The organism is Variovorax sp. P4_B10 (assembly GCF_056402375.1).
Map to the genome: position 1 here is coordinate 1 of NZ_JBFUHN010000097.1, position 21766 is coordinate 21766.

The 21766-nt window shown below is 64.9% G+C and carries 22 protein-coding genes and 1 other RNA gene; 4 read left to right on the plus strand and 19 right to left on the minus strand.

Translation table 11 applies throughout. The annotated features are described in order from the left end of the window. Positions 1-911, minus strand: a 911-nt coding sequence (locus AC1DXX_RS29475) for an ABC transporter permease (protein ID WP_478137748.1), incomplete at its 3' end; no start/stop codon positions are given. 375 nt (positions 912-1286) lie between these two features. Next, positions 1287-2369 carry a tartrate dehydrogenase gene (locus AC1DXX_RS29480; protein WP_478137749.1) on the minus strand — a complete coding sequence of 361 codons (1083 nt, stop codon included), beginning with the start codon at positions 2367-2369 and terminating at the stop codon, positions 1287-1289. Between the two features lie 144 nt (positions 2370-2513). On the opposite strand from AC1DXX_RS29480, the gene AC1DXX_RS29485 reads away from it, so the two are divergent. The 3 genes from AC1DXX_RS29485 to AC1DXX_RS29495 are packed head-to-tail and all read left to right on the plus strand — an operon-like array spanning position 2514 to position 4158. Beyond that, positions 2514-2798, plus strand: coding sequence for a hypothetical protein (locus AC1DXX_RS29485; protein WP_478137750.1), 285 nt, complete (start codon positions 2514-2516; stop codon positions 2796-2798). Between the two features lie 21 nt (positions 2799-2819). After that, entirely contained in the window at positions 2820-3605 is a 786-nt protein-coding gene (gene xth, locus AC1DXX_RS29490; RefSeq protein WP_478137751.1) for an exodeoxyribonuclease III, read from the plus strand. A gap of 22 nt (positions 3606-3627) precedes the next feature. After that, positions 3628-4158: a hypothetical protein gene (locus tag AC1DXX_RS29495; protein WP_478137752.1), complete on the plus strand. Its 531-nt coding sequence runs from the start codon at positions 3628-3630 to the stop codon at positions 4156-4158. A gap of 9 nt (positions 4159-4167) precedes the next feature. Here the strand turns inward: AC1DXX_RS29495 and ntrC are convergent, their stop codons facing one another. The 13 genes from ntrC to AC1DXX_RS29560 all read right to left on the minus strand — a co-directional run bounded on the left by ntrC (position 4168) and on the right by AC1DXX_RS29560 (position 18201). Further along, entirely contained in the window at positions 4168-5694 is a 1527-nt protein-coding gene (gene ntrC, locus AC1DXX_RS29500; RefSeq protein ID WP_478137753.1) for a nitrogen regulation protein NR(I), read from the minus strand. A gap of 25 nt (positions 5695-5719) precedes the next feature. Then, positions 5720-6799, minus strand: a complete 1080-nt coding sequence (gene glnL / locus AC1DXX_RS29505) for a nitrogen regulation protein NR(II) (protein ID WP_478137754.1) — start codon at positions 6797-6799, stop codon at positions 5720-5722. Between the two features lie 7 nt (positions 6800-6806). Further along, the gene (locus tag AC1DXX_RS29510) at positions 6807-7316 is read right to left on the minus strand and encodes a hypothetical protein (RefSeq protein ID WP_478137755.1); all 510 of its coding nucleotides are present in this window, start codon (positions 7314-7316) and stop codon (positions 6807-6809) included. Between the two features lie 135 nt (positions 7317-7451). After that, positions 7452-8867 (minus strand): type I glutamate--ammonia ligase, encoded by a 1416-nt coding sequence (gene glnA, locus AC1DXX_RS29515; protein WP_042582369.1) that lies wholly within the window; start codon positions 8865-8867, stop codon positions 7452-7454. A 146-nt stretch (positions 8868-9013) separates the two neighbouring features. Then, the gene (locus tag AC1DXX_RS29520; RefSeq protein WP_478137756.1) at positions 9014-9814 is read right to left on the minus strand and encodes a competence/damage-inducible protein A; all 801 of its coding nucleotides are present in this window, start codon (positions 9812-9814) and stop codon (positions 9014-9016) included. Continuing rightward, complete coding sequence (locus AC1DXX_RS29525) at positions 9811-10698, minus strand: EI24 domain-containing protein (protein WP_478137757.1); 888 nt, start codon at positions 10696-10698, stop codon at positions 9811-9813. Before AC1DXX_RS29525 ends, AC1DXX_RS29520 begins: the two co-directional genes overlap by 4 nt. Before the next feature lie 41 nt (positions 10699-10739). Beyond that, positions 10740-11714 (minus strand): sterol desaturase family protein, encoded by a 975-nt coding sequence (locus tag AC1DXX_RS29530; protein ID WP_478137758.1) that lies wholly within the window; start codon positions 11712-11714, stop codon positions 10740-10742. Between the two features lie 10 nt (positions 11715-11724). Beyond that, positions 11725-12531 carry a polysaccharide deacetylase family protein gene (locus AC1DXX_RS29535; RefSeq protein WP_478137759.1) on the minus strand — a complete coding sequence of 269 codons (807 nt, stop codon included), beginning with the start codon at positions 12529-12531 and terminating at the stop codon, positions 11725-11727. Beyond that, positions 12515-13522, minus strand: coding sequence for a YncE family protein (locus AC1DXX_RS29540; RefSeq protein WP_478137760.1), 1008 nt, complete (start codon positions 13520-13522; stop codon positions 12515-12517). The genes AC1DXX_RS29535 and AC1DXX_RS29540 overlap by 17 nt, the downstream gene beginning before the upstream one ends. A gap of 80 nt (positions 13523-13602) precedes the next feature. After that, complete coding sequence (locus tag AC1DXX_RS29545; protein WP_478137761.1) at positions 13603-14343, minus strand: pseudouridine synthase; 741 nt, start codon at positions 14341-14343, stop codon at positions 13603-13605. A gap of 59 nt (positions 14344-14402) precedes the next feature. Next, positions 14403-16139, minus strand: coding sequence for a gamma-glutamyltransferase (ggt, locus tag AC1DXX_RS29550; protein ID WP_478137762.1), 1737 nt, complete (start codon positions 16137-16139; stop codon positions 14403-14405). A gap of 50 nt (positions 16140-16189) precedes the next feature. Next, positions 16190-17785 carry a class I SAM-dependent methyltransferase gene (locus AC1DXX_RS29555; protein ID WP_478137763.1) on the minus strand — a complete coding sequence of 532 codons (1596 nt, stop codon included), beginning with the start codon at positions 17783-17785 and terminating at the stop codon, positions 16190-16192. Positions 17786-18012: 227 nt separating this feature from the next. Then, positions 18013-18201, minus strand: coding sequence for a hypothetical protein (locus AC1DXX_RS29560; protein ID WP_478137764.1), 189 nt, complete (start codon positions 18199-18201; stop codon positions 18013-18015). 51 nt (positions 18202-18252) lie between these two features. Between AC1DXX_RS29560 and AC1DXX_RS29565 the strand changes: the two genes are divergently transcribed. After that, entirely contained in the window at positions 18253-18531 is a 279-nt protein-coding gene (locus AC1DXX_RS29565) for a hypothetical protein (RefSeq protein WP_478137765.1), read from the plus strand. A 301-nt stretch (positions 18532-18832) separates the two neighbouring features. Here the strand turns inward: AC1DXX_RS29565 and ssrA are convergent. The 4 genes from ssrA to ompA all read right to left on the minus strand — a co-directional run bounded on the left by ssrA (position 18833) and on the right by ompA (position 21403). Continuing rightward, positions 18833-19217: a transfer-messenger RNA gene (gene ssrA / locus AC1DXX_RS29570) on the minus strand. A gap of 12 nt (positions 19218-19229) precedes the next feature. Beyond that, positions 19230-19898 (minus strand): HAD family hydrolase, encoded by a 669-nt coding sequence (locus tag AC1DXX_RS29575; RefSeq protein WP_478137766.1) that lies wholly within the window; start codon positions 19896-19898, stop codon positions 19230-19232. Beyond that, positions 19895-20623 (minus strand): bifunctional 2-polyprenyl-6-hydroxyphenol methylase/3-demethylubiquinol 3-O-methyltransferase UbiG, encoded by a 729-nt coding sequence (gene ubiG / locus AC1DXX_RS29580; RefSeq protein WP_478137767.1) that lies wholly within the window; start codon positions 20621-20623, stop codon positions 19895-19897. The genes AC1DXX_RS29575 and ubiG overlap by 4 nt, the downstream gene beginning before the upstream one ends. A 129-nt stretch (positions 20624-20752) precedes the next feature. Next, on the minus strand, positions 20753-21403 hold the full coding sequence (ompA, locus tag AC1DXX_RS29585) for an outer membrane protein OmpA (RefSeq protein WP_478137768.1): 651 nt from the start codon (positions 21401-21403) through the stop codon (positions 20753-20755). Positions 21404-21766 lie beyond the last annotated feature (363 nt).

Here is a 21766-nt window from a genome sequence, read left to right on the forward strand (position 1 = left end):
TACAGCACGTCGACCACGAAGTTCACGATGACCACGAGCGCGGCGAGCAGCATCACGCAGTTGCGCACCACGATCAGGTCGCGGTTGCTGATGGCCTGGAAGATCAGCCGGCCAAGACCGGGCAGGTAGAACACGTTCTCGATCACGATGGTGCCGGCGAGCAGCTCGGAGAACTGCATGCCCATCACGGTGATGACCGGGATCATGGCGTTGCGCAGCACATGCAGCCACAGCACAGCACGCTGCGACACGCCCTTGGCGCGCGCGGTGCGCACGAAGTCTTCGCGCATCACCTCGAGCACCGCCGAACGCGTGATGCGCGCGAGGATCGCTGCCTGCACCACTGCGAGCGACAGCGCAGGCAGCAGCAGCGACTTCACGCCGCCCAGCACGCCCTCGCTCCACCCGTCGAAGCCGCCCGCGGAGAACCACTGCAGCTTCACCGAGAACAGAAGAATCAGCAGGATCGCGAACCAGAAATTGGGAATGGCGATGCCCACCTGCGTCATGCCCATCAGGCCGACATCGCCCATCTTGTTGTGGCGCGCGGCGGCCGTGACGCCGACGATCAGCGCCAGCACGGTGGTGAGCGTCATCGCCAGCACGGCCAGCGGCACGGTGAGCGCAAGCCGCTCGAGGATCAGGTCGAGCACCGGCGAACCGTAGGCGTAGCTGTCGCCGAGGTTGCCGGTGAGCAGGCCGCCGATCCAGTGCCAGTAGCGCGTCCAGGCCGGCTGGTCGAGGCCGAGCTTGACCGCGAGTGCGGCCACGGCTTCGGGCGCGGCATCGGGACCCATCAGCATCTGCGCCGCATTGCCCGGAAGAATCTCCAGCACCAGGAACACGATGACCGACGCGCCGATCAGCGTGCCGATCAGGGTCAGGGTGCGCTTGAGCAGGAACAGGCCCATTTCAGTGGCTCCGCTGTGCGTTGTGTCGCTGTGTGCTGTGTCGCGGGGCGTTCGTGTTCGGGCGCTGTTGTTCAGGGCGCGCGCACAGGACACCGGGTACTCCCCTCCGCGAATGTCCCCCGGGGGCTGCGCCCCCTCCTCCTTTATTTCGCTGCGGGGAGCACCCGGTGCCCTGCGCACGAGGGCACGCTGCCGGTTTGCGGCCGATCAACAAGTGCTCTGAGCGATCACGCCGATGGTGTGCTCTGCGCAGCGAAATAAAGGAGGAGGCATGCGGCCCTAGGCCGCGCCGGGGGACATTCGCGGAGCAGAGCACACCGTCGGCGGGATCGCGCCCTGAATGCCCCCCACAGCGACGAACAGAAAAACAAGGCTTCATGCCGAGATGCAGTCGGCAATCGCACGCCCCACGTCCACGGTCGACGCGGTGCCGCCCATGTCGCGGGTGCGCGGACCTTCGCTCAGCACGGTCTCGATGGCCGAGATGACGGCGGCCGAGGCCTGCGCGTACACGGGGTCGTTGTTGCCCAGGTGGTCGAGCATCAGCGCGGCCGACCAGATCTGGYCGATCGGGTTGGCGATGCCCTTGCCGGCGATGTCGGGCGCCGAACCATGCACCGGCTCGAACAGCGACGGGAACTGGCGCTCGGGGTTCAGGTTGGCCGAGGGTGCGATGCCGATGGTTCCGGTGCACGCGGGGCCCAGGTCGGACAGGATGTCGCCGAAGAGGTTGGAGGCCACGACCACGTCGAACCAGTCGGGGTGCTGCACGAAGTGCGCGCACAGGATGTCGATGTGGTACTTGCTGGTGGCGATATCGGGGTAGCGCTCGGCCATCTCGGCCAGCCGCTCGTCCCAGTACGGCATGGTGACCGAGATGCCGTTCGACTTGGTCGCCGCCACGAGGTTCTTGCGCGGCCGCTTGCTGGCGAGCTCGTAGGCGTACTTGAGGATGCGGTCGACGCCGTGGCGTGTGAACACGGCCTCCTGGATCGCCATCTCGCGCGGCGTACCCTCGAACAGGCGGCCGCCCACCGAGGTGTACTCGCCTTCGGTGTTCTCGCGCACCACGAGGAAGTCGATGTCGCCGGGCTTGCGATGCGCGAGCGGCCCGGGTACGCCGGGCATCAGGCGCACGGGACGCAGGTTGACGTACTGGTCGAACTCCCTGCGGATCTTGATCAGGAGGCCCCAGACGGCGATGTGGTCGGGCACCTTGTCCGGCGCACCGACGGCACCGAAGTAGATGGCGTCGTGGCCCTGGATCTTGTCGGCCCAGTCCGCCGGCATCATCAATCCGTGGCGGACGTAGTGGTCGGAGCCCCAGTCGAAATGATCGAAGCTGAATTCGATGCCGAATTTGCGGCTCACGGCGTCGAGCGCGCGAAGACCTTCCGGTACCACCTCGACCCCGATGCCGTCACCCGGGATGACGGCGATTCTGTGTTTTCTTTGCATCAAGCACCCGCTTCAAGACTGTTTCTCGAACGAGTCTAGAACCGGGTGCAGTGCGACCGGATCGGGGTTCGCACGTACTTTGCCTTGCCAAAATAAGAAGGCGATCCGACGCCATTTAGGAGATAAGTTGCAAGGCGTTGCCCGATGAAATTCGGCTTTGCCTTCTATTTTTTTGAAGGCTTCAAATCAAATCTGCAGATTCGAAACGCAGGCGTTTTTTTGCGCACGTTGGGTCCGCCTGTGCTGTCCGTGCCGGGCGAAACAGCGAAATTTATTTCGTCTGAACGGGCACGAACTTCCTGCGTTCCGGTCCAAAAACAGGGCTTGGCCGAGTCTGTAGCATTGCCACAGGATTCATGCAGTCTGCGGACGATGCCCAGGAGAATGCAGCGCCCTACAACAGAAGAACCCACGCGTTTTTCCATTTGAAATCAAATAGTTATTGAACTTATGAAAATCGCCACCTGGAACGTCAACTCCCTCACCGCCCGCCTGCAGCACGTGCTCGACTGGCTCATTGCCAATCCCGTCGATGTGCTGTGCCTGCAGGAGCTCAAGATGAGCGACGACAAGTTCCCGCTCGACGTGCTCAAGTCGGCTGGCTACGAAGCGGCCGTGTTCGGACAGAAAACCTACAACGGCGTGGCCATCCTCAGTCTCGCGCCGATACGCGACGTGGTGAAGAACATCGGCGGCTTCACGGACGACCAGTCGCGCGTGGTCGCGGCGACGGTCGAAACACCGTCGGGCCCGCTGCGCGTGGTCAACGGCTACTTCGTGAACGGCCAGGCGCCGGCCACCGACAAGTTCGAATACAAGATGAAGTGGCTGACCGCCCTGCGCGAATGGCTTCGCCAGGAACTCGCGGCGAACCCGAACCTGGTGCTGCTCGGCGACTTCAACATCACGCCCGAAGACCGCGACAGCTTCGATCCGGTGGGCCTGAAGGAAACGATCCACCACACAACGGAAGAGCGCGACCACTTCAAGGCGCTGCTCGGGCTGGGGCTGACCGACAGCTTCCGCATGTTCGAGCAGCCCGAGAAGAGCTATTCGTGGTGGGACTACCGCATGCTGGGTTACCAGAAGAACCGCGGGTTGCGCATCGACCATGTGCTGGTCAGCGAGCCGCTGCTGCCGCGAGTGAAAGGCTGCATCATCGACCGCGTGCCGCGCAAGTGGGAAAAGCCGAGCGACCACGCACCGGTGGTGCTCGACCTGGACCAGGGGAGCTGACAACCACCACGAAAGGTAAGCCATGACGCATCGAACCTTGCTCCCGACCAGCCGCACCCTGGCGATTCTTGCCGCCTCTTTGGCGCTGGGCGCCTGCTCGATCCTGAAACCCGCCGACAAGACGGAAGAAGGCAAGAGCGCCACGTCGCGCCCCGACGAAGTAGCGCCGGGCAGGAGCGACGCCGTGCCGACGGTGCGATCGATCACCATGCAGACCCCCGCCGTGCGCGCCTACCGCAAGACCGGCGCGCACCACATCTACGACGCGTACGCGAGCCGGATCTACAAAGGGAAGATCCCTCCGCTGGTCTATGCCGTGGTGGTTGTCGAGACAGACATCGATGCGAACGGCAAGGTGAACAACGTCACCTTCAGCCGCGTGCCGAGCCACGCGCCCGAGGTGCCGCCGATGATCGCGGAACTCATCAAGGCCACCTCGCCGCTGCCCGCCCCGGGCAAGCTCGGCGGCCACACGTATGTCGACACCTGGCTCTGGGACAAGAGCGGAAAATTCCAGCTCGACTCGGTGACCCTCGGCCAACGAAGCCGGTAGGCCCACCCTTTACTCGATCCCGAGTTCCTGGATCTTCCGGGTGATGGTGTTGCGCCCGATGCCCAGCTTCTGCGCGGCCTCGATGCGGCGGCCCCGCGTGCTGGCCAGCGCCGTGAGGATCAGGCGGGACTCGAACCGGCGCGAGAGCACGTCCCAGACGTCGGTGCGTCCGGCTGCAAGCAAGGCCTGCGCTTCGACTTCGAGGCCGCTCTCCCAGCTGCTGACGCCAGCCGGCGCTTCCGTGGCCTCGGGGGCGGCAGCGGCCGGCACCGGTTCGCGCTCGACGCCCGGCGTGGGAGCGGCCACCAGCGGTTGTGCAGTTGCCACCGGTGCAGCCACTGCTTCGGCCGCATGCCCCTCGGCGGCGGCCGCCATGACTTCGGGCGGCAGGTCCTTCGCCTCGATCAGCTGCGCGGGCGCCATCACGGTCAGCCAGTGGCAGATGTTCTCGAGCTGGCGCACATTACCCGGGAAGCTGAAGGCCGCGAGCCTGGCCAGCGCCGCATCGGAGATGCGCTTGGGCTCGACACCGAGCTGCCGCGCACTCACCTGCAGGAAGTGGCGCGTGAGCGCGGGCACGTCCTCGCCGCGTTCGCGCAGCGCCGGCAGGCGCAGGCGGATCACGTTGAGGCGGTGGAACAAGTCCTCGCGGAAGCCGCCGAGCTTGACGCGCTGTTCCAGGTCCTGGTGGGTGGCGGCGATCACGCGCACATTGGCCTTGACCGAGTTGTGGCCGCCCACGCGGTAGAAGTGGCCATCGCTCAGCACACGCAGCAGGCGCGTCTGCAGGTCGAAGGGCATGTCGCCGATTTCGTCGAGGAAGAGCGTACCGCCCTCGGCCTGTTCGAAGCGGCCGCGCCGCATGGTCTGCGCGCCGGTGAAGGCGCCGCGCTCGTGGCCGAAGAGTTCGCTTTCGAGCAGGTCCTTGGGAATGGCCGCGGTGTTGATGGCGACGAAGGGGCCGTTGGCCCGCGGCGAGTGCTTGTGCAGCGCGCGCGCCACCAGTTCCTTGCCCGAGCCCGACTCGCCGGTGATGAGCACCGTGACGTTGCTCTGCGAGAGCCGGCCGATGGCACGGAACACGTCCTGCATCGCGGGCGCCTGGCCGAGCATTTCGGGCGCAGCCACCATGCGCTCTTCGGACACTTCCTCGCGCTGGCTTTCGTCGACGGCGCGGCGGATCAGCTCGACCGCGCGCGGCAGGTCGAAGGGCTTGGGCAGGTATTCGAAGGCGCCGCCCTGGAAGGCCGAGACGGCGCTGTCGAGGTCGGAGAACGCCGTCATGATGATGACCGGCAGGCCGGGGTGCTTGGCCTTGATCTTGTCCAGCAGATCGAGCCCGGAGCCGCCAGGCATGCGGATGTCGCTGACCAGGACCTGGGGGCCCTGCTGCTCGTCGTCTTCGGCCTGCTCGAGCGCGGCCAGCACCTCGCGCGTGTTGGTGAAACTGCGCGTGGGCAAATCTTCGCGCAGCAAGGCCTTCTCGAGCACGAAGCGGATCGATTGGTCGTCATCAACTATCCAGATCGGCTTCATGCATCTCCTTGTTGCCGGGGCTGCACTAAGGCAGCGGTATCAATATCTTGAAATCGGTTCGGCCCGGGACGCTGTCGCACTCGATCACGCCGTGATGCTGCTGCACAAAAGTTTGTGCAAGCGTCAACCCCAGCCCGGTTCCGCCTTCCCTGCCCGATACGAGCGGGTAGAAGATGCGGTCCTTGATCGTGTCCGGCACACCCGGTCCATTGTCGATGACATGCAATTCCAATGCCAATCGATACCACTGCTTGTTGAATATCACCTGACGGGCGATTCGCGTCTTGAAAGTGATCTGCGCATCGCCTGCCGCGCGCCGCTCGGCGAGGGCCTGCGCGGCGTTGTGCACGATGTTGAGGGTGGCCTGGATCAGCTGCTCGCGGTCGCCGCGAAACTCGGGAATCGACACGTCGAAATCGCGCTCGATGTGCAGGTCGCGCGGAAACTCGGCGAGGATGACCGATCGCACGCGCTCGCAGACTTCGTGGATGTTGACGTCGCCCACGACGTGCGGGCGCCGGTGCGGTGCCAGCAGGCGATCGACCAGCGTCTGCAGCCGGTCGGCCTCGTGGATGATGACCTGCGTGTATTCGATGAGGTCGCGCGATTCGACCTCCATCTGCAGCAACTGCGCCGCACCCCGAATGCCGCCGAGCGGATTCTTGATCTCGTGCGCGAGATTGCGGATGAGTTCCTTGTTGGCCTGCGCCTGGTCGATGAGCCGCTCTTCGCGGTCCTGCCGCACCTGCTGTTCGAGCGGCGACATCTCGATGATCAGTTCGCCCGGCTTGTCGCCCTGCGCCAGCGTGACCTGCACGGGCATCAGCTCATGGTTGACGCGCCGCAGAAAGGCTTCGTAGCGCAGCGTGGCGAAGTCGTTGCTGCGTGCGCCGTCGATGGCGGTGCGCAGCACCTGCGGCTCGTGAAAGCAGGCACCGAACTGCGAACCCTCGAGGGTGCGCCGCGAAGTGCCCAGTGCGTCTTCGAGGCCCGAGTTGGCGAACAGCACCGACCCATCGCTGTTGACCACGGCGATCAGCGTGGACAGCAGGTCGAAGGTCTGAAAGCGCGTGTTGGCGCCAACCGCCTTCTTCCCGAATGCCATGTCCTGCTTACTGGGGTTTGGCGGGCAGGCGGCCGATTTCCCGGCGGATGCCTGCGATGTCGCTCTCGTTGCGCGCCAGCTCGGCCTTCATTTCGGTCACGCGATCGAGGTACTTCTGGTAGTTGCGGCCTTCGCTGCCCTGCTTTTCGGGCTCGCCGTTGTTGTATTCCTTCTGCAGCTCGGCCTGGCGCGCCTCGGCCTTCTTGAGCTCGGATTCGAGCACCGAGCGCGCTTCGCCGTCGCGGGCGCGCTGGTCGACGCCTTCGACGCGCGGGCTGCCGGCCGGCGCACGTGCGGCAGACGAGCCGGAACTGCCCGAGGAACCGCCGCCACCGGAGGATTTCGTGCCCTGCACGACGGTGACGTTGCCGCCTTCCATGACCTTGCAGCCTTTTTGCTGGGCGATGGTGGCGTTGTTGGTGTATTCATTGCCGCAGCGCCACACGCGCTCCTGCGAGGACGCCGGCAAGGCGGCCAACAATGAACCGGCCAGGAAAATGAGAGATGCAGTCTTCATGAGAATCGGTGGGTGGCGCGACAAAGGCGCATTTTCATGCAATTCGAGGCCACCGGTGACAAGATGTTCCGCGCCAAGGAAAAAGGACGGCCTGGGCCGTCCTTTTTGTCTTACTTCCCCATCAGGGGCTTGCCATTACAGCGAGTAGTACATGTCGAACTCGACCGGATGGGTCGCCATGCGGAAGCGGGTGACTTCCTGCATCTTGAGCTCGATGTACGCGTCGATGTAGGCATCGGTGAACACGCCACCCTTGGTCAGGAACGCACGGTCCTTGTCGAGGTATTCCAGCGCCTGGTCGAGGCTGTGGCACACGGTCGGGATCAGCGCGTCTTCTTCCGGCGGCAGGTGGTACAGGTCCTTGCTGGCGGCTTCGCCCGGGTGGATCTTGTTTTCCACGCCGTCGAGGCCGGCCATCAGGAGCGCTGCGAAGCCGAGGTACGGGTTCATCAGCGGATCGGGGAAGCGCGCTTCGACGCGGCGGCCCTTCGGGTTGGCCACGAACGGGATGCGGATCGAGGCCGAGCGGTTCTTGGCCGAGTAGGCCAGCTTCACCGGGGCTTCGAAGCCGGGCACCAGGCGCTTGTAGCTGTTGGTGCCGGGGTTCGTGATGGCGTTCAGGGCACGGGCGTGCTTGATGATGCCGCCGATGTAGTGCAGCGCGAAGTCCGACAGGCCTGCGTAGCCGTCGCCGGCGAACAGGTTCTTGCCGTCCTTCCAGACCGACTGGTGCACGTGCATGCCGGAGCCGTTGTCGCCGACGATGGGCTTGGGCATGAAGGTGGCGGTCTTGCCGTAGGCGTGGGCCACGTTGTGGATCACGTACTTCTGCAGCTGGACCCAGTCGGCGCGCTGGACCAGCGTGCTGAACTTGGTGCCGAGTTCCATCTGGCCGGCGTTGGCCACTTCATGGTGATGCACTTCGACCGGGATGCCGAGCGATTCGAGCACCAGGCACATTTCCGAGCGCATGTCCTGGAAGCTGTCGACCGGGGGAACCGGGAAGTAGCCACCCTTGACTGCAGGACGGTGGCCGGTGTTGCCGTGCTCGTATTCCTTGTCGGTGTTCCACGAGGCTTCTTCGGAATCGATCTTCACGAAGCAGCCCGACATGTCGTTCTTCCAGCGGACGCCGTCGAACACGAAGAATTCGGGTTCCGGACCGAAGAAGGCGGTGTCGCCCAGGCCCGAAGCCTTCATGTAGGCTTCTGCGCGCTTGGCGAGCGAACGCGGATCGCGCTCGTAGGCCTTGCCGTCGGCGGGGTCGATCACGTCGCAGGTCAGGATCAGCGTCGTTTCTTCGAAGAAGGGATCGATGTTGGCGGTGTTCGGGTCGGGCATGAGCTGCATGTCCGAAGCTTCGATCCCCTTCCAGCCAGCGATGGACGAACCGTCGAACGCGTGGCCCGAGGTGAATTTGTCTTCATCGAAAGCCGAGACCGGCACGGTCACGTGCTGCTCTTTGCCACGGGTGTCGGTGAAGCGGAAGTCGATGAACTTGACCTCGTTTTCCTTGACGAGCTTGAGTACATCGGCGACGGTCTTTGCCATCAGTTTCTCCTGAGTTGGATGGTGGTTAGGAATACGGGAACGAAGGATGCAGTTTCTGTGCCATTGTCGCCTCAAGGAATGAGGCTTTGGTGACGGGTGCAACCCCCAAAAACAGACGGAAAATCACCAACTTGGTGCAATCGACATTAACGCACCAATTCTGGGCCAAGCTTGGCATCAAAGGTGTGCAACCCTTCGATCAGCTGGGTATAGGCGGCATCGAGCCGGTCCGGGTCGCCTTTGACGCCCAACTCGATGTGACGGCCGTATTGGGGGTGATCGACGCTGGGCAGGCTGAACACCTTGACGCCGGCGTGCGTCTCCTCGATGGCCTGCATCAGGGGCGTGAGCGTGGCTTCCATTGCACCGAAAACGATCACCGACTTCTCGGCGATGGCGTTGCGGGCGAAGAGATCGGCGTAGCGGCTGTCGAGCACCGATTCGATCATCGGCCAGGCCATGACCGGGAAGCCCGGGACGAAATGCACGTGATCGACGCTGAAGCCCGGAATCTTGTTGTACGGGTTGCGGATGATCGACGCGCCCTGCGGGAACACACCCATGTTGAGGCGGTGGATGTTGTCGGGCCGATCGGGCTCGTAGACGATGCCCTGCTCGCGCGCCGTGTCCTGCATGCGCTCGCGGATCAGCAGTTCGGCCTCGGGGTGCAGCGCCAGCGGCACGCGCAGCGCCTGTGCGGCGCACTGGCGGGTGTGATCGTCGGGCGTGGCGCCGATGCCGCCGGTCGAGAACACGATGTCGCCCGAGGCAAAAGCGCGCTCGAGCGCGGCCGTGATGCGCGTGGGCACGTCGCCGACGTACTCGGCCCAGCCCAGCTGCAGGCCGCGCGCGGCGAGCAGCTCGATGACCTTGGGCATGTGCTTGTCGGCGCGCTTGCCGGAGAGGATCTCGTCGCCGACGACGATGAGACCGAATGCGCGTGTCATGGTGAACCCCATTGAGAAAGAGCGGCCTGGTTGGCTTTTGCGGCCTCGAGGGCCGGTGCGCCGCTTTCGGCCGAAGCCAATGCGGCGGCACGCTGCGCGCGCAGCAGAGCCAGTGCATCGAGGCAATAGTGCGCGAACCAGAGCGCCGAAAAGGCGAAGACCAGTGTATAGATCCAGATGGCGATCGGCACCAGCACGAAGAAGGCGGCGGCAAACAGCAGGCCGGAGGCCCAGACGATGCTCGGCGCGGCGCCGAGGTAGCCGCACAGCACGCCGATGCACAGCAGAGGCAGCCGGTGCGCACGCAGCAGCGCCGCCCGCTCTTCGGGGCTGGCGTGCTCCGCCAGCGCGTCGAAGCTCATCACGCGGTAGGTGAGCCAGCCCCAGATCAGCGGCGGCAAGATCAGCACCAGCGGCGGAATGAGCCAGAGCGGCATCGAGACCACGAGTGCCACCAGCGCCAGCAGGGTGACGCCGAGCGAGCGGGCCACGCTGCCGATGAAGGAAGCCCCCTTCTTCTGCTCGAGCGAGGGAAAGCGGCGCTGGCCCACGAGCTTGGTCAGCGCCGGCGCCATGAGGCCCGCCACGACCAGCAGCGACACCACCACGATCAGCGGCGTGGCGGCAAACACCACCACCATCGACGCCAGCACGGAGGTGACGTCACCGGAGAAAAGGCGCCCGATCCAGGCCCAGAAGCTGGAGAGCAGCGGCCAGGCGTCGAGCGCGCCGCGCGTCCAGGCCACCGCGGCGTCCCAATAGAAGTACCCGAACCCCGCCGCCAGCAGCACCATCAGGCCCAGCGGCAGCAGCGACAGCACGATCACGCGCGGCAGCATGCAATAGGCGACCGCGCGCCAGAAGGAGTCGAGAAGCAGGCGCATGTGGGTTGCGAGGATAACGCCTCGGATCGCCCGCCCGGCGCTCAGCCGCGGCCGACCATGCGTTTCAGGCCCAACCACTGCTGCGACCAGAAGCCCCGGCCGTAGTCGCGCGTCCGCCCGCCCTCATCGGGCTCGACCTGGTCGCGGATGCCTGTCGGGTCGTAGCGGTCTTCGAAATTCGCGGTGCGAAACAGCATGTCCCACCAGGGCAACAGCACGCCGAAGTTGTGGCCACCCAGCGTGCGCGCGCCGTGCGACTCGTGGCCCAGTCCGATGCTGTGGTGCAGCCGATGGAAGCGCGGGCTGATCCACAGCCGCTCGCCGATGGCGCCGAAGCTGAGCTTCAGGTTGGCGTGCTGCAGGCTTTCGCTGAGCTGCGTGAAGGCCACGAAGGCGATGAACTGCCCCGGTGCCACGCCGATCAGCTGCGCCACGACGACGATCAGGGCGTCGTGGACGATGTCGTCGAGCAGGTGGTTGCGGTCGTCGCTCCACATGGTCATCTGGCGCTGCGAGTGGTGCAGCGAATGCAGGCCCCACCACCAGTTGAACTGGTGCTGGCCGCGGTGGATCCAGTAGCCGACGAAGTCGAGCACCACGAGGTAGATGGCGAAGGCCACCCACGGCACGTCGGTCACGCCGGGCCAGACCTCGTCGAGGTGGAAGGTGCCCCACCCTGCCGTGCGCAGGCTGCCCAGCGCATCGTCGAAGAAGGGCTGCAGCGTGAAGAACATCGCCAGCCGGAACAGGCCCAACCGATGGATCATCGTGTAGAGCACGTCGATGCGGATCGCGTGGCGGTCGACCACGGGCTCGACCGATCGCCAGCGCTGCAGCGGCCCGATCACCGCGAGCAGCACGATGATCTGGATGAAGCCGACCAGCAGCCATCCGGTGGCGTCGAAAGCGTCCTCGGTCCAGCCGCCCAGGCCGACGGCGTAGACCAGCGGCTGCACCGCCGTTTCGAAGAACCAGCCCTGAAGCGCAGAAAAAACGTCCGTCAACCAGTCGATCACGGCAGCCGCCTCAAGAGTGGGATGCGATCCAGGCGCGGTAGTCGGGATGCTGGCGCAAGGTTTCGAAACAGAAACCCTTGGCCTTGAGGCCGACGATCAGCGGTTCGAGGTTGGCCGGCGCCCACGGGTCCTTGCGCGACCAGATGCCCAGGTGCGCGAGCAGGATGTCGCCGGGGCGGATGGTGTCGAGCGCCTGGGTCAGCAGCTTCTCGTTGCTGAACTTCTCGCTCGGCAGCTCGTCGCCGAGGAAGCCGGCGGGTGCCCAGCCCACATGCGCGAAGCCGCAGGCCTTGGCGGCTGCCAGCAGCTTGGGCGAGGTCTTGCCGCCCGGCGCGCGGTACAGCGGCAGCGGCTTCTTGCCGGTGATGAGTGCCAGGCGCTCGGACGACTTGCTGATGTTGGCGCAGTACTCGGCCGCGGTCCAGGTGAACTCGCGACCGGCCAACGCGCCCGCCGAGGGCTTCACGCGAAAGCTCGGCGTGGTGCTTTTGAGGTCGGCGCGCCAGTACACATGGTCGTAGGTGTGAGAGGCGAACTCGTGGCCTTCGGCCGCCCTCGCCTTCCACCATGGCGCCCAGTGGTTGTCGAGGCTGTCGCCGTCGGTCTCGGTGCGCTCGGCGGCCGCAAAGAAGGTGACACGGACGTTCTGCCGCTTGAGCACATCGGCCACCAGCGGGGCGATGCCCATGTGGCCGGTGTCGAAGGTCAGGTAGACCGGCTTTTCGCACGAACCGCCCTGCGCCCAGGCAGCGGGCACCACGGAGACGGCCATCGCCAGCGCGACGGCCCGGCCAGCGCGCCTAGATGCGTTTGGCATGGTCCAGGGTCCAGACGCCGTGGGGCGAGCGGCCGACGTTGACCTGGCGCACGACCTTCTGGCTGGCCAGGTCGATCACCGTGAGCTTCTTGGCCCAGCGCGAGGTGACGAAGAGCGTCTTGCCGTCGGCCGATACGTCCATGCAGTCGGGGCCGCCGGGCACCGCGTAGGTCGCGCTGACCTTCAGCGTCGCCAGGTCGATGCGGCTGATGGTGTTGGCCACCCGGTTGCTCACGAACACGCTCTTGCCGTCGCCGGCCGAGCGGAAGGCATGGGCGCCCTTGCCGGTGGGAATCTTGCCGACCAGCTTGGGCTCGGCGCCCGCCACGTCGAACACCTGCACGCCGTCGCTGCCGGTCAGGCCCACGAGCAGGGTCTTGTCGTTGTGAACGCCGAAAATGTCGGCCGGCATCGCCCCCGTGGCGACGCGCCAGCGAATGGTCTGCGTGGGCAGGTCGACGGCAATCATCTCGTCGCTGTCCTGCATCGTCACGTAGGCGATGGTGCTGGTGTTGTCGATCCAGATGTGGCTGGGCGTCTTGCCGGACGGAATGCGCTTGGCGAGCTTCAGGTCCTTGCCGTCCCAGCGGTAGATATCGACATGGTTCAGGCGGTTGCCCGCCGTGACGAACCACTTCATGTCACGCGAGAACTGCAGCTGGTACGGGTCGATGATGCCGTAGACCACGCGCTGCACTTCCGCCGTCTTGGGGTTGAGGAAGGTCAGCGAATCGCCCGCCGAATTGGCCACGATGACCGACTTTTCGTCGGGCGTCATGTAGATGTGGTGCGGCTCCTTGCCGGTCGCGATGCGCTGCTTTTCCGTCCAGTCGACCGGATTGATCACGCTGACGTTGGCGTCCAGCGAGTTGAGCACGAAGATCGGGGGAGGTTCGGCCGGCGCGGCGGCGGCGGCGTGGGCCACCAGGGCTGTCAGGCAGGAAAACAGGAAAGCCGCGATGCGGCCGTTCGGGCGGGCAGGAAGTCGCAAGGGAAGGTTCCGAGAGAGAGCTATCGATCTTAACGGCCGGACTTGACCGTCGGCTGACCGGCCAGACGCCCCGTTCCCCGCTATTTCGACGGTTTGACAGGCGCCCGCAGCGCCGCAACCTGCTCGTCGGTCAGCCAGCGCCACTGCCCCGGCGCAAGGTCTTCGGGCAGCACGAGCCCGCCGATGCGCGACCGGTGCAGCCCCTCGACCCGGTTGCCGACCGCGGCCAGCATGCGCTTGACCTGGTGGTACTTGCCCTCGGTCAGCGTAAGCCGCAAGTGCAGCGGGCCGTCGGACTCGCAGGCCGCCGCGCGCACCGGCTTCGGGTCGTCGTCGAGCACCACGCCGGCCAGCAGCCTGGCGATCTGCGTCTCGTCCACCGGGTGCTTGGCCGTCACCTCGTAGACCTTGGGCACGTGGTGCTTGGGCGAACCCATCTTGTGAATGAACTGGCCGTCGTCGGTCAGAAGCAGCAGGCCGGTGGTGTCCTGGTCGAGCCGGCCGATGGCCTGCGCGCCCTGCACCGCCCCCTTGTTGGGCCGCAGCCGAAGCGGCGACGGCAGCAGCGTGTAGATGCTCGGATAGGTCGAAGGCTTCTGCGAGCACTCGGTGCCGGCAGGCTTGTGCAGCATCAGGTAGGCCTTCTCGTGGTACGCCCACTCGGTGCCCTGCACCGTGAAAAGCAGGCCTTCGGGATCGAGGTCGGCGAAGGGGTCGTCCACCACGTCGCCCGCGATGGTCACGTGGCCTTGCTGGATCAACCCCGCGCACACGCGACGTGTGCCGAAGCCCTGGGTGTAGAGGATGTCTTGCAGGTGCATAAAAATGAAAAAGCGGCCGTGCCGGCAGGGACACGACCGCCTTCGAGTTTGCCGCAGGTTCAGTAGCCTGCTGCCAATCCGGTGTTGCGGCGCGGGTCGTTGGCGCCGTAGAAGCGGTTGGCGCCCACCGGCTTGCCGCCCAGCGACGGCGCGCCGACGATGATCGCCGCGAGGTGGTTGGCCGGCTGCGGCACACCAAGGTTGTGGCCCATGTCGGTCAGGATCTTGCGGGTGTCGGGGCTCAGCGCAAAGGTCTCGACGTTGGTGACATCAGGCAGCCATTGCTGGTGGAAGCGCGGCGAATCCACGGCTTCCTGCACGTTCATGCCGTAGTCGACCACGTTCAGGATGGTGTGCAGCACCGCCGTGATGATGCGGCTGCCGCCTGGCGTGCCGACCACGAACACCGGCTTGCCGTCCTTCGACACGATGGTCGGGCTCATCGAGCTCAGCGGACGCTTGCCCGGGGCGATGGCATTGGCCTCGCCCTGCACCAGGCCGTACATGTTGGGCACGCCGATCTTGGAGGTAAAGTCGTCCATCTCGTTGTTCAGCAGCACGCCGGTCTTGTCGGCCGTGACCTTGGCGCCGAACCAGTCGTTCAGCGTGTAGGTGACGGAGACCGCATTGCCCCACTGGTCGGTGATCGAGTAGTGGGTGGTGTTGCTGCCTTCGTGCGGCGCGACGCCAGGCTTGATGTCCTTGGAAACGCCGGCCTTCTTCGGGTCGATGACGGCGCGGATCTTCTCGGCGTAGCCCTTGTCGAGCAGGCGGTCGAGCGGGTTCTTCACGAAGTCCGGGTCGCCCAGGTAGCTGTTGCGGTCCACGTAGGCGTGGCGCATGGCCTCGATCTGGTAGTGCACCGACTGCGCCGAGCGGAAGCCCAGGTCCTTCAGCGGATAGCCCTCGAGGATGTTGAGCATTTCGCAGATGATCACGCCGCCCGAACTCGGCGGGGGCGCCGACACCACGCGCAAGCCGCGGTAATCGCACTCGACGGGCGCGAGTTCGCGCGTCTTGTACTGGTCGAGGTCGGCCTGCGTGATGATGCCCTTGCCGGCCTGGCTCGATGCCACGATGGCCTGCCCGACCCAGCCCTTGTAGAAGCCGTCGACGCCCTTGGCGCTGACCGCTCGCAACGTCTTGGCGAGGTCTTTCTGCACCAGCTTCTGGCCGACCGCGAAGGGCTCGCCCTTGTTCAGGAAGATGGCGCCGGAGACCGGGTCCTTCTTGAAGTCATTGGTGGCGGTGAGCAGCATGTCGATGTCGCCCTGCTCCAGCGCAAAGCCCTTGTCGGCCAGCTGGATCGAGGGGGCGATCAGGTCGGCGCGCTTCATGGTGCCGTACTTCTCGCGCGCGTATTCCATGCCCGACACCGAGCCCGGCACGCCGACGGCGAGGTGGCCATTGGTGCTCAGGCCCTTGACGACGTTGCCGTCCTTGTCGAGGTACATGTTGGCCGTGGCGGCCAGCGGCGCCTTCTCGCGGAAGTCGAGGAAGGTCTTGCGGCCGTCGGCCAGCTGCACGGTCATGAAGCCGCCGCCGCCCAGGTTGCCCGCCGCCGGGTACACCACCGCCAATGCATAGCCCACGGCGACCGCCGCATCGACGGCGTTGCCGCCGCGCTTGAGCACATCGACGCCGACCTTGGTGGCCAGGTGCTGCGCGCTCACGACCATGCCGTGCTCGGCCGCGACAGGCGCCTGCGACGCGGCCTGCGATGCGCCCGCTGCCGCCAGCGTGAGCGCGGCCGCGACGGCGGCGCGCAGTTTCGGGGTCCAGTGGAATTGCTGCATGGGGAAGTCTCCTCTGTGAGTTGGATGAAGAATGAGGGGAATGACGAGGCTCAGGCCGTGAGCAGCGCCTTGCGCCGCAGCTCCCTCAAGGCCAGCGCCACCTGTTGCTGCGCGAATTCAGCGAGTTCCGCCGGGTCGGTCAGCGGCTTCTCGTCCTTGACGAAACGCAGGCGATCTGCGCGCACTTCGGCGGCAAGATGCTCGACCAGGGCGTCGTGCGAATGCTTGCCGTCGAGCAGCGGCAGCAGGCTGCGCTCGAGCAGCGTGAGCGCCACGGATTCGTGCCACTGATTGCAGGCCTGGGCGTTGGCTCCGGCCGACAGCGCCAGGCCGGGCGCGCCGCGAACAGCCGCCAGGGCTTGCGGCAAGCCGGAGACTTCGGGTGCCGCAGGCACCGGCGTGCGCCGGATCCGCAGGGCGCCGAGAATCAACAGTTCCTCGAGCGTGGCCATGACGATCCGTTCCACCGCGTCGCGGGGCTCGCCCGTGAGCCTTGCGGCGGCATCGATCAGGGCTTCGGCCGACACGGACGCCGGGTAACTCGTCTCGAACACTTGCGCCACGGCCTTGTGCACAGGCAACCGCAGCGTGACCTTGAGGTTGCGGATCGCATGGCAGGATTGCTCGCGCGCATCGAGCGTCAGCGCGCCACCGTCCTCGGCGGCGAATACGCCGGCGAACTCCAGCGCACGAATGCGCGCCGGCTCGAGCCGATAGCGGATGTCCCTGGCACGCTCCTGCCTGACCAGCAGGGTCTGTCGGAAGGTGCGGTTGACCAGGAAATCGAGGTACTGCTCCATCATGATCTGGCTGCCGCCGCATTCGCGCAGCAGCGGGTCGCGCACCTTCTCGCCGTAGTTCTGCACGAACATGGTCGAGGGTTCCGCGTCGCACAGGTAGGCCAGGCCGTGGGCATCCGCGCGCGCGGCGAACTCCTTGAAGTAGCACGGCGCGTTGCAGGGCTCGAGGAACTCGTGGAGCAGGTAGTAGCTGCTGGAACCGCGCACGATCGGCATCGCTTCTTCGAGCGTCTTCTTGAGCACGCTGTCGGGACGGGCCGACTGTTCGAGGAATTCGAGCATGCCGCGTGCGTAGGAGAGCTTTTCTTCCGGCGTGTCGCGCGGCCCGCCGCGCAGGATCATCGCGTCGCGCACGATTTCGCGCGCCTTCCAGCCCGGGTAGACGTTGTAGCTCACATAGGCCACGCCGTTCGGTGCCAGGTTCTCCGAGCAGATGCGCAGGATCGCGTCCTGCACCGGGCCAGGCACCCAGCTGTAGACACCGTGGCAGACGATGTAGTCGAACTGGCCGAACGAGGCGTCGATGTCCGCGATGTTGAAGGTCCTCAACTCGACGTTCGACAGGCCGGCGTGCGCGATGGCTGCAACGCCTTGAGACACCTGCACTGTTGACAAATCGACGCCGAGCGCGCGCGCTTCGGGATGCCGCGCCGCGAACGGAATCAGGTTGCCGCCGGCCGCGCAGCCCAACTCCAGCACGCGCGCCTTGGCGGGTGCGGGTGCATCGAGTCCGAACAGGAAGGCCAGCGCCTCCAGGTGCTCCACTGCAGACTGTGGAAACGGATGCGAGTCGTAGGGCACCGTGTCGTAGTAGCTGGTCAGCGTGGAGGTCAATGAGTCCGGCACGAGCGTCCTTTGGGGATCTGAAGTTGCGCCATGACAGCGCTCGCCGACTATAGCCTTGCGATCGGGCAAAAAAAACCCAGCGGTGAAGCTGGGCTCAAGCCTTTCTGCTGGCATGGCATCAAGGACCCCGCACAGGTTGACCGGCGGGGGACGGCTGACCCGTCAAGGAGAAATCGGGGACCGGCGTGAATGCCGGCAGTTGGATGGATCGATGGCCATGGACCTGTCTACGAGGCTTCGGTGATGGGACGGAGCCAGTCCATGGCGGCCTCGTCGGGCAGCATTGCCCGCAGCCGCGCGTCGCGCCGGAGATCACGCGCTACTTCCTCCAGCTCGAGGGCATCGACGGTGTGCCAGCGCTGCTGCAACCGGTGCGCGCAGGCAGCGATCCAGAGAGCGGCGGGCATGTTTTCCATGAGATTATTTTACTGTATATTTGTACAGTCTTTTCATCAAAGGATGCAGCCATGCCTACAACCGGAGAAATCGCTTCCGCCCCCAATCACGCGCTGACGGAGGCACTCGCCTGGATTTCGAAGTTCGCACACGCCTGGAAGGCCATCGAGCCAGCCCCCAGGAGCCTCAGTATCGACGGCTTCATCATCTGGGGCCCCGTACTCTACGAGAAGCACAAGGGCGAAGACCCGGTGATGCTGGCGCAACAGCTGTTCGGCAAGTCCGGCGAGTATTTCAGATATCTCTATCCCGGCCGCAAGCCCGGGTCAGACGCAGACCTGCCGTCTTAGAATGACCCGATGAATTGGCGCACCCTGCTTCCGCTCGCTTTGGTTGTCACTGGCTGCTCGGCCCCGAACGAGGTGGTGCCGTTTCGCGAAGGCGTCCTGCGTGCCCCCACGTACACCCAAGCGTCGAACTATTGCGATGCCAAGGGCCTGACACCCAAGTGGATCGGCAGGGCACCTGCGGAGTCGGGCGTTCTGTTTCAGTGCAACTGAGCTTCGCGGTCCGTGCGGCCGGCTGTTGGCGCGCGTTGGCCTCAATAAAAAACGGAAGCCGTTGATTCGCAACGACTTCCGTTCTGTTGAGTGGTGGAGCTGGGGGGATTTGAACCCCCGTCCGCAAGCCTTCATCGCGCAGTTCTACATGTTTAGTGATCTGATTTGAGTCTCGCTTCCGGAGTCGCGCAGTCACACGCTAAACCGGACGCCAGCACCCTATTTTCTCGCCCCGACCCAAGGTACCCGGATCGGAGCCAGCCCATGTAATTATCCTTGCAGCCGGGAGGTCAGGATTGCTCCAGACCCCCTTGCCCAGCCCATCGGCCAACTGTTGCAAGGCTCACTGGCAATTAAGCAGCGAGTGCGAAACGTTCGTCGTTTGCAGTTAGTTTGTTTGAATCTGTTTTACGAGCGCATTCAGCTCGACATGCCCCGCTGCGACTCCGAACCCACGTCGAAACCAGTGCAGCCCCAAGCCTTGTATTTTAGGCGCTATTGAGCAATTGCAAGAGCTCCATGGGCGAAGAGATTGAAGCATCGGCCTGCCAGAGCGTCGCGTCGGCCTGAGAGCCCATGTAGCCGTAGGTGGCAGCCACCGTCCGCATGCCGGCGGCACGTCCCGCAATGATGTCGCGTTCGTCATCGCCCACGTAGATGCATGCGTCGGACGACACACCGAGCCGGCGTGCCGCTTCGTGGAGCGGTTCGGGATGCGGCTTCGAATACGGCGTCGTGTCGCCGCTCACGATGGCGCGCGCGCTGGCGAAGAGCGGGATCGCACGGGTCAACGGATCGGTGAAACGAGCCGACTTGTTGGTGACGACGCCCCAGAGCAGGCCGCGCTCGTCGATCGCCTCGATCAACGCCTGGATGCCTTCGAACACCTGGGTATTGAGCAGCATGCGGCGTTCGTAGGCCACGAAGAACTCTTCTCGCAGCTCGGCAAATTCGGGCGCATCGGGCGTGATGCCGAACGCCACACCGAGCATGCCTCGCGCGCCCGCACCAGCCATGGGGCGATAGCGCTCCAGCGGATAGGAGGCGAGGCCGCGATCGGTGCGCATCTTGTCGGCCGCGGCGCCCAGGTCGGGCGCGCTGTCGATCAGCGTGCCGTCCAGGTCGAACAGCACGGCTTGCGTTGGCACACCCTTCATCCTTGCGAACCCGACAGTGGTGGTCTTTGTGTTGCGAACATGTAGTTGACGCTGGTGTCGGCACTGAGCCAGTAGCGGCGGGTCAACGGGTTGTGCTCCATGCCCCGTGTATGCCGCAGGTCCAGGCCAGCCGCGCGACAGTAGGCCGCAAGCTCGCTGGGGCGAATCAGCTTCGCATATTCGTGGGTGCCGCGCGGCAGCATGCCAAGAATGTATTCAGCGCCCACGATCGCAAGCATGAAGGACTTCAGGTTGCGGTTGATGGTCGAGAAGAACACCCACCCGCCGGGCTTGACCAGCGTTGCGCAGGCCTGAATCACAGAAGCCGGCTTCGGCACATGCTCGAGCATCTCCATGCAGGTGACGACATCGAAGCTGCCCGGTTGCTCGGCCGCCAGCGCCTCGGCGCTGACCTCGCGGTACTTGACGCCGCGCGTTCCGGCCTCGAGTGCATGCAACTGGGCGACCTTGAGCGCCTTGCCCGCCAGATCGATACCCAGCACTTCGGCGCCTTTTCGGGCCATCGAGTCGGCCAGGATTCCGCCGCCGCAACCGATATCAAGCACGCGGCGCTGCGAAATAGGCGCAATACCGTCAATCCATTCCAGTCGCAATGGATTGATTTCATGCAGCGGGCGGAATTCACTGTCCAAATCCCACCACCGATGCGCAAGTTCTGAAAACTTGGCGAGTTCAGCCGGATCGGCATTCACGTTTTCTGTCATGCGGCAATTATGAAGCGAGCAATGCCCGCCAGGTACCGAGCGGGTCTTGATGAATCTGCATCAATGAATTCAACAGGCATAAAAAAACCCCGCCGAGGCGGGGTTTTCATCATCGATGGAATCGACTGATTAGTTGGCGCGGGTGCCGACCACTTCGATTTCCACGCGACGGTTCTTGGCGCGGCCTTCCTTGGTGCGGTTGTCAGCCACTGGCTGCTTCTCGCCCTTGCCTTCGGTGTAGACGCGGTTGCGTTCGATGCCCTTCGAGACCAGGAAGGCCTTGACGGCTTCGGCGCGACGCACCGACAGACGCTGGTTGTAGGCGTCCGTACCGATCGAGTCGGTGTGGCCCACAGCGATGATCACTTCGAGGTTGACGCCACGGATCTTCTCGACCAGGTCGGTCAGCTTGGCGCGACCTTCAGGCTTCAGAACCGACTTGTCGAAGTCGAAGAAGGCGTCAGCAGCGAAGGTAACCTTCGAAGCGGCGACTTGAGCTGCTGGCGGCGGGGTAGCTGCGCCCGGGGTGGGGGTCACGCCAGCCGGAGCAGCAGGAACCAGAGCACCGTCGCAACCAGCGGCGGCGGTAGCCGGCGTCCAGTTGGCATCGCGCCAGCACAGTTCGTTCGTACCGTTCTTCCAGACCAGTTCGCCGGTGCCGTTTTGCCAGTTGTCGATCGTAGGACCGCCGTCCGCAGCGGTGACACGGGTCTGCGCGCCGGCGGCAGTGGCGAGCGCAGCGACTGCAAACATCATCGCCACTTTATTCAGTTTCTTCATGGTTCTCCTCTTGGGGAAAAAGCCGCAGCCGCGCTGCGAATCAAGGACGCTTTAAGTGACCACCACCCAAAACGTTGAGGCGATTGTGCCATAGGGTCTTTGGCAAACAGGCCGCTGGCCGCCCCTGAAGCGTAGGACGGAGGCGGAATAGCCGCCTTGTGTTGCGGCGGTGCGACACCCCTCACAGCGTAAAATTTCGCCTTCCTGCCGCCAGCCTCTCGCTCAATGACCTCCTTCGCCAAAGAAACCCTGCCCATCAGTCTTGAAGAGGAAATGCGCAGCAGCTATCTCGATTACGCCATGAGCGTGATCGTGGGCCGGGCGCTCCCCGACGCTCGCGACGGCCTCAAGCCTGTGCACCGG

Coding starts and splice junctions, on each gene's coding strand:
- ompA (WP_478137768.1), bottom strand. CDS start 21,403: ATGAAGAAACTGAATAAAGTGGCGATGATGTTTGCAGTCGCTGCGCTC.
- AC1DXX_RS29535 (WP_478137759.1), bottom strand. CDS start 12,531: ATGCCAAACGCATCTAGGCGCGCTGGCCGGGCCGTCGCGCTGGCGATG.
- AC1DXX_RS29575 (WP_478137766.1), bottom strand. CDS start 19,898: ATGAAGGGTGTGCCAACGCAAGCCGTGCTGTTCGACCTGGACGGCACG.
- AC1DXX_RS29495 (WP_478137752.1), top strand. CDS start 3,628: ATGACGCATCGAACCTTGCTCCCGACCAGCCGCACCCTGGCGATTCTT.
- AC1DXX_RS29560 (WP_478137764.1), bottom strand. CDS start 18,201: ATGGAAAACATGCCCGCCGCTCTCTGGATCGCTGCCTGCGCGCACCGG.
- AC1DXX_RS29565 (WP_478137765.1), top strand. CDS start 18,253: ATGCCTACAACCGGAGAAATCGCTTCCGCCCCCAATCACGCGCTGACG.
- ggt (WP_478137762.1), bottom strand. CDS start 16,139: ATGCAGCAATTCCACTGGACCCCGAAACTGCGCGCCGCCGTCGCGGCC.
- AC1DXX_RS29485 (WP_478137750.1), top strand. CDS start 2,514: ATGAAATTCGGCTTTGCCTTCTATTTTTTTGAAGGCTTCAAATCAAAT.
- xth (WP_478137751.1), top strand. CDS start 2,820: ATGAAAATCGCCACCTGGAACGTCAACTCCCTCACCGCCCGCCTGCAG.
- glnA (WP_042582369.1), bottom strand. CDS start 8,867: ATGGCAAAGACCGTCGCCGATGTACTCAAGCTCGTCAAGGAAAACGAG.
- ntrC (WP_478137753.1), bottom strand. CDS start 5,694: ATGAAGCCGATCTGGATAGTTGATGACGACCAATCGATCCGCTTCGTG.
- AC1DXX_RS29510 (WP_478137755.1), bottom strand. CDS start 7,316: ATGAAGACTGCATCTCTCATTTTCCTGGCCGGTTCATTGTTGGCCGCC.
- glnL (WP_478137754.1), bottom strand. CDS start 6,799: ATGGCATTCGGGAAGAAGGCGGTTGGCGCCAACACGCGCTTTCAGACC.
- AC1DXX_RS29520 (WP_478137756.1), bottom strand. CDS start 9,814: ATGACACGCGCATTCGGTCTCATCGTCGTCGGCGACGAGATCCTCTCC.
- AC1DXX_RS29525 (WP_478137757.1), bottom strand. CDS start 10,698: ATGCGCCTGCTTCTCGACTCCTTCTGGCGCGCGGTCGCCTATTGCATG.
- AC1DXX_RS29545 (WP_478137761.1), bottom strand. CDS start 14,343: ATGCACCTGCAAGACATCCTCTACACCCAGGGCTTCGGCACACGTCGC.
- ubiG (WP_478137767.1), bottom strand. CDS start 20,623: ATGACAGAAAACGTGAATGCCGATCCGGCTGAACTCGCCAAGTTTTCA.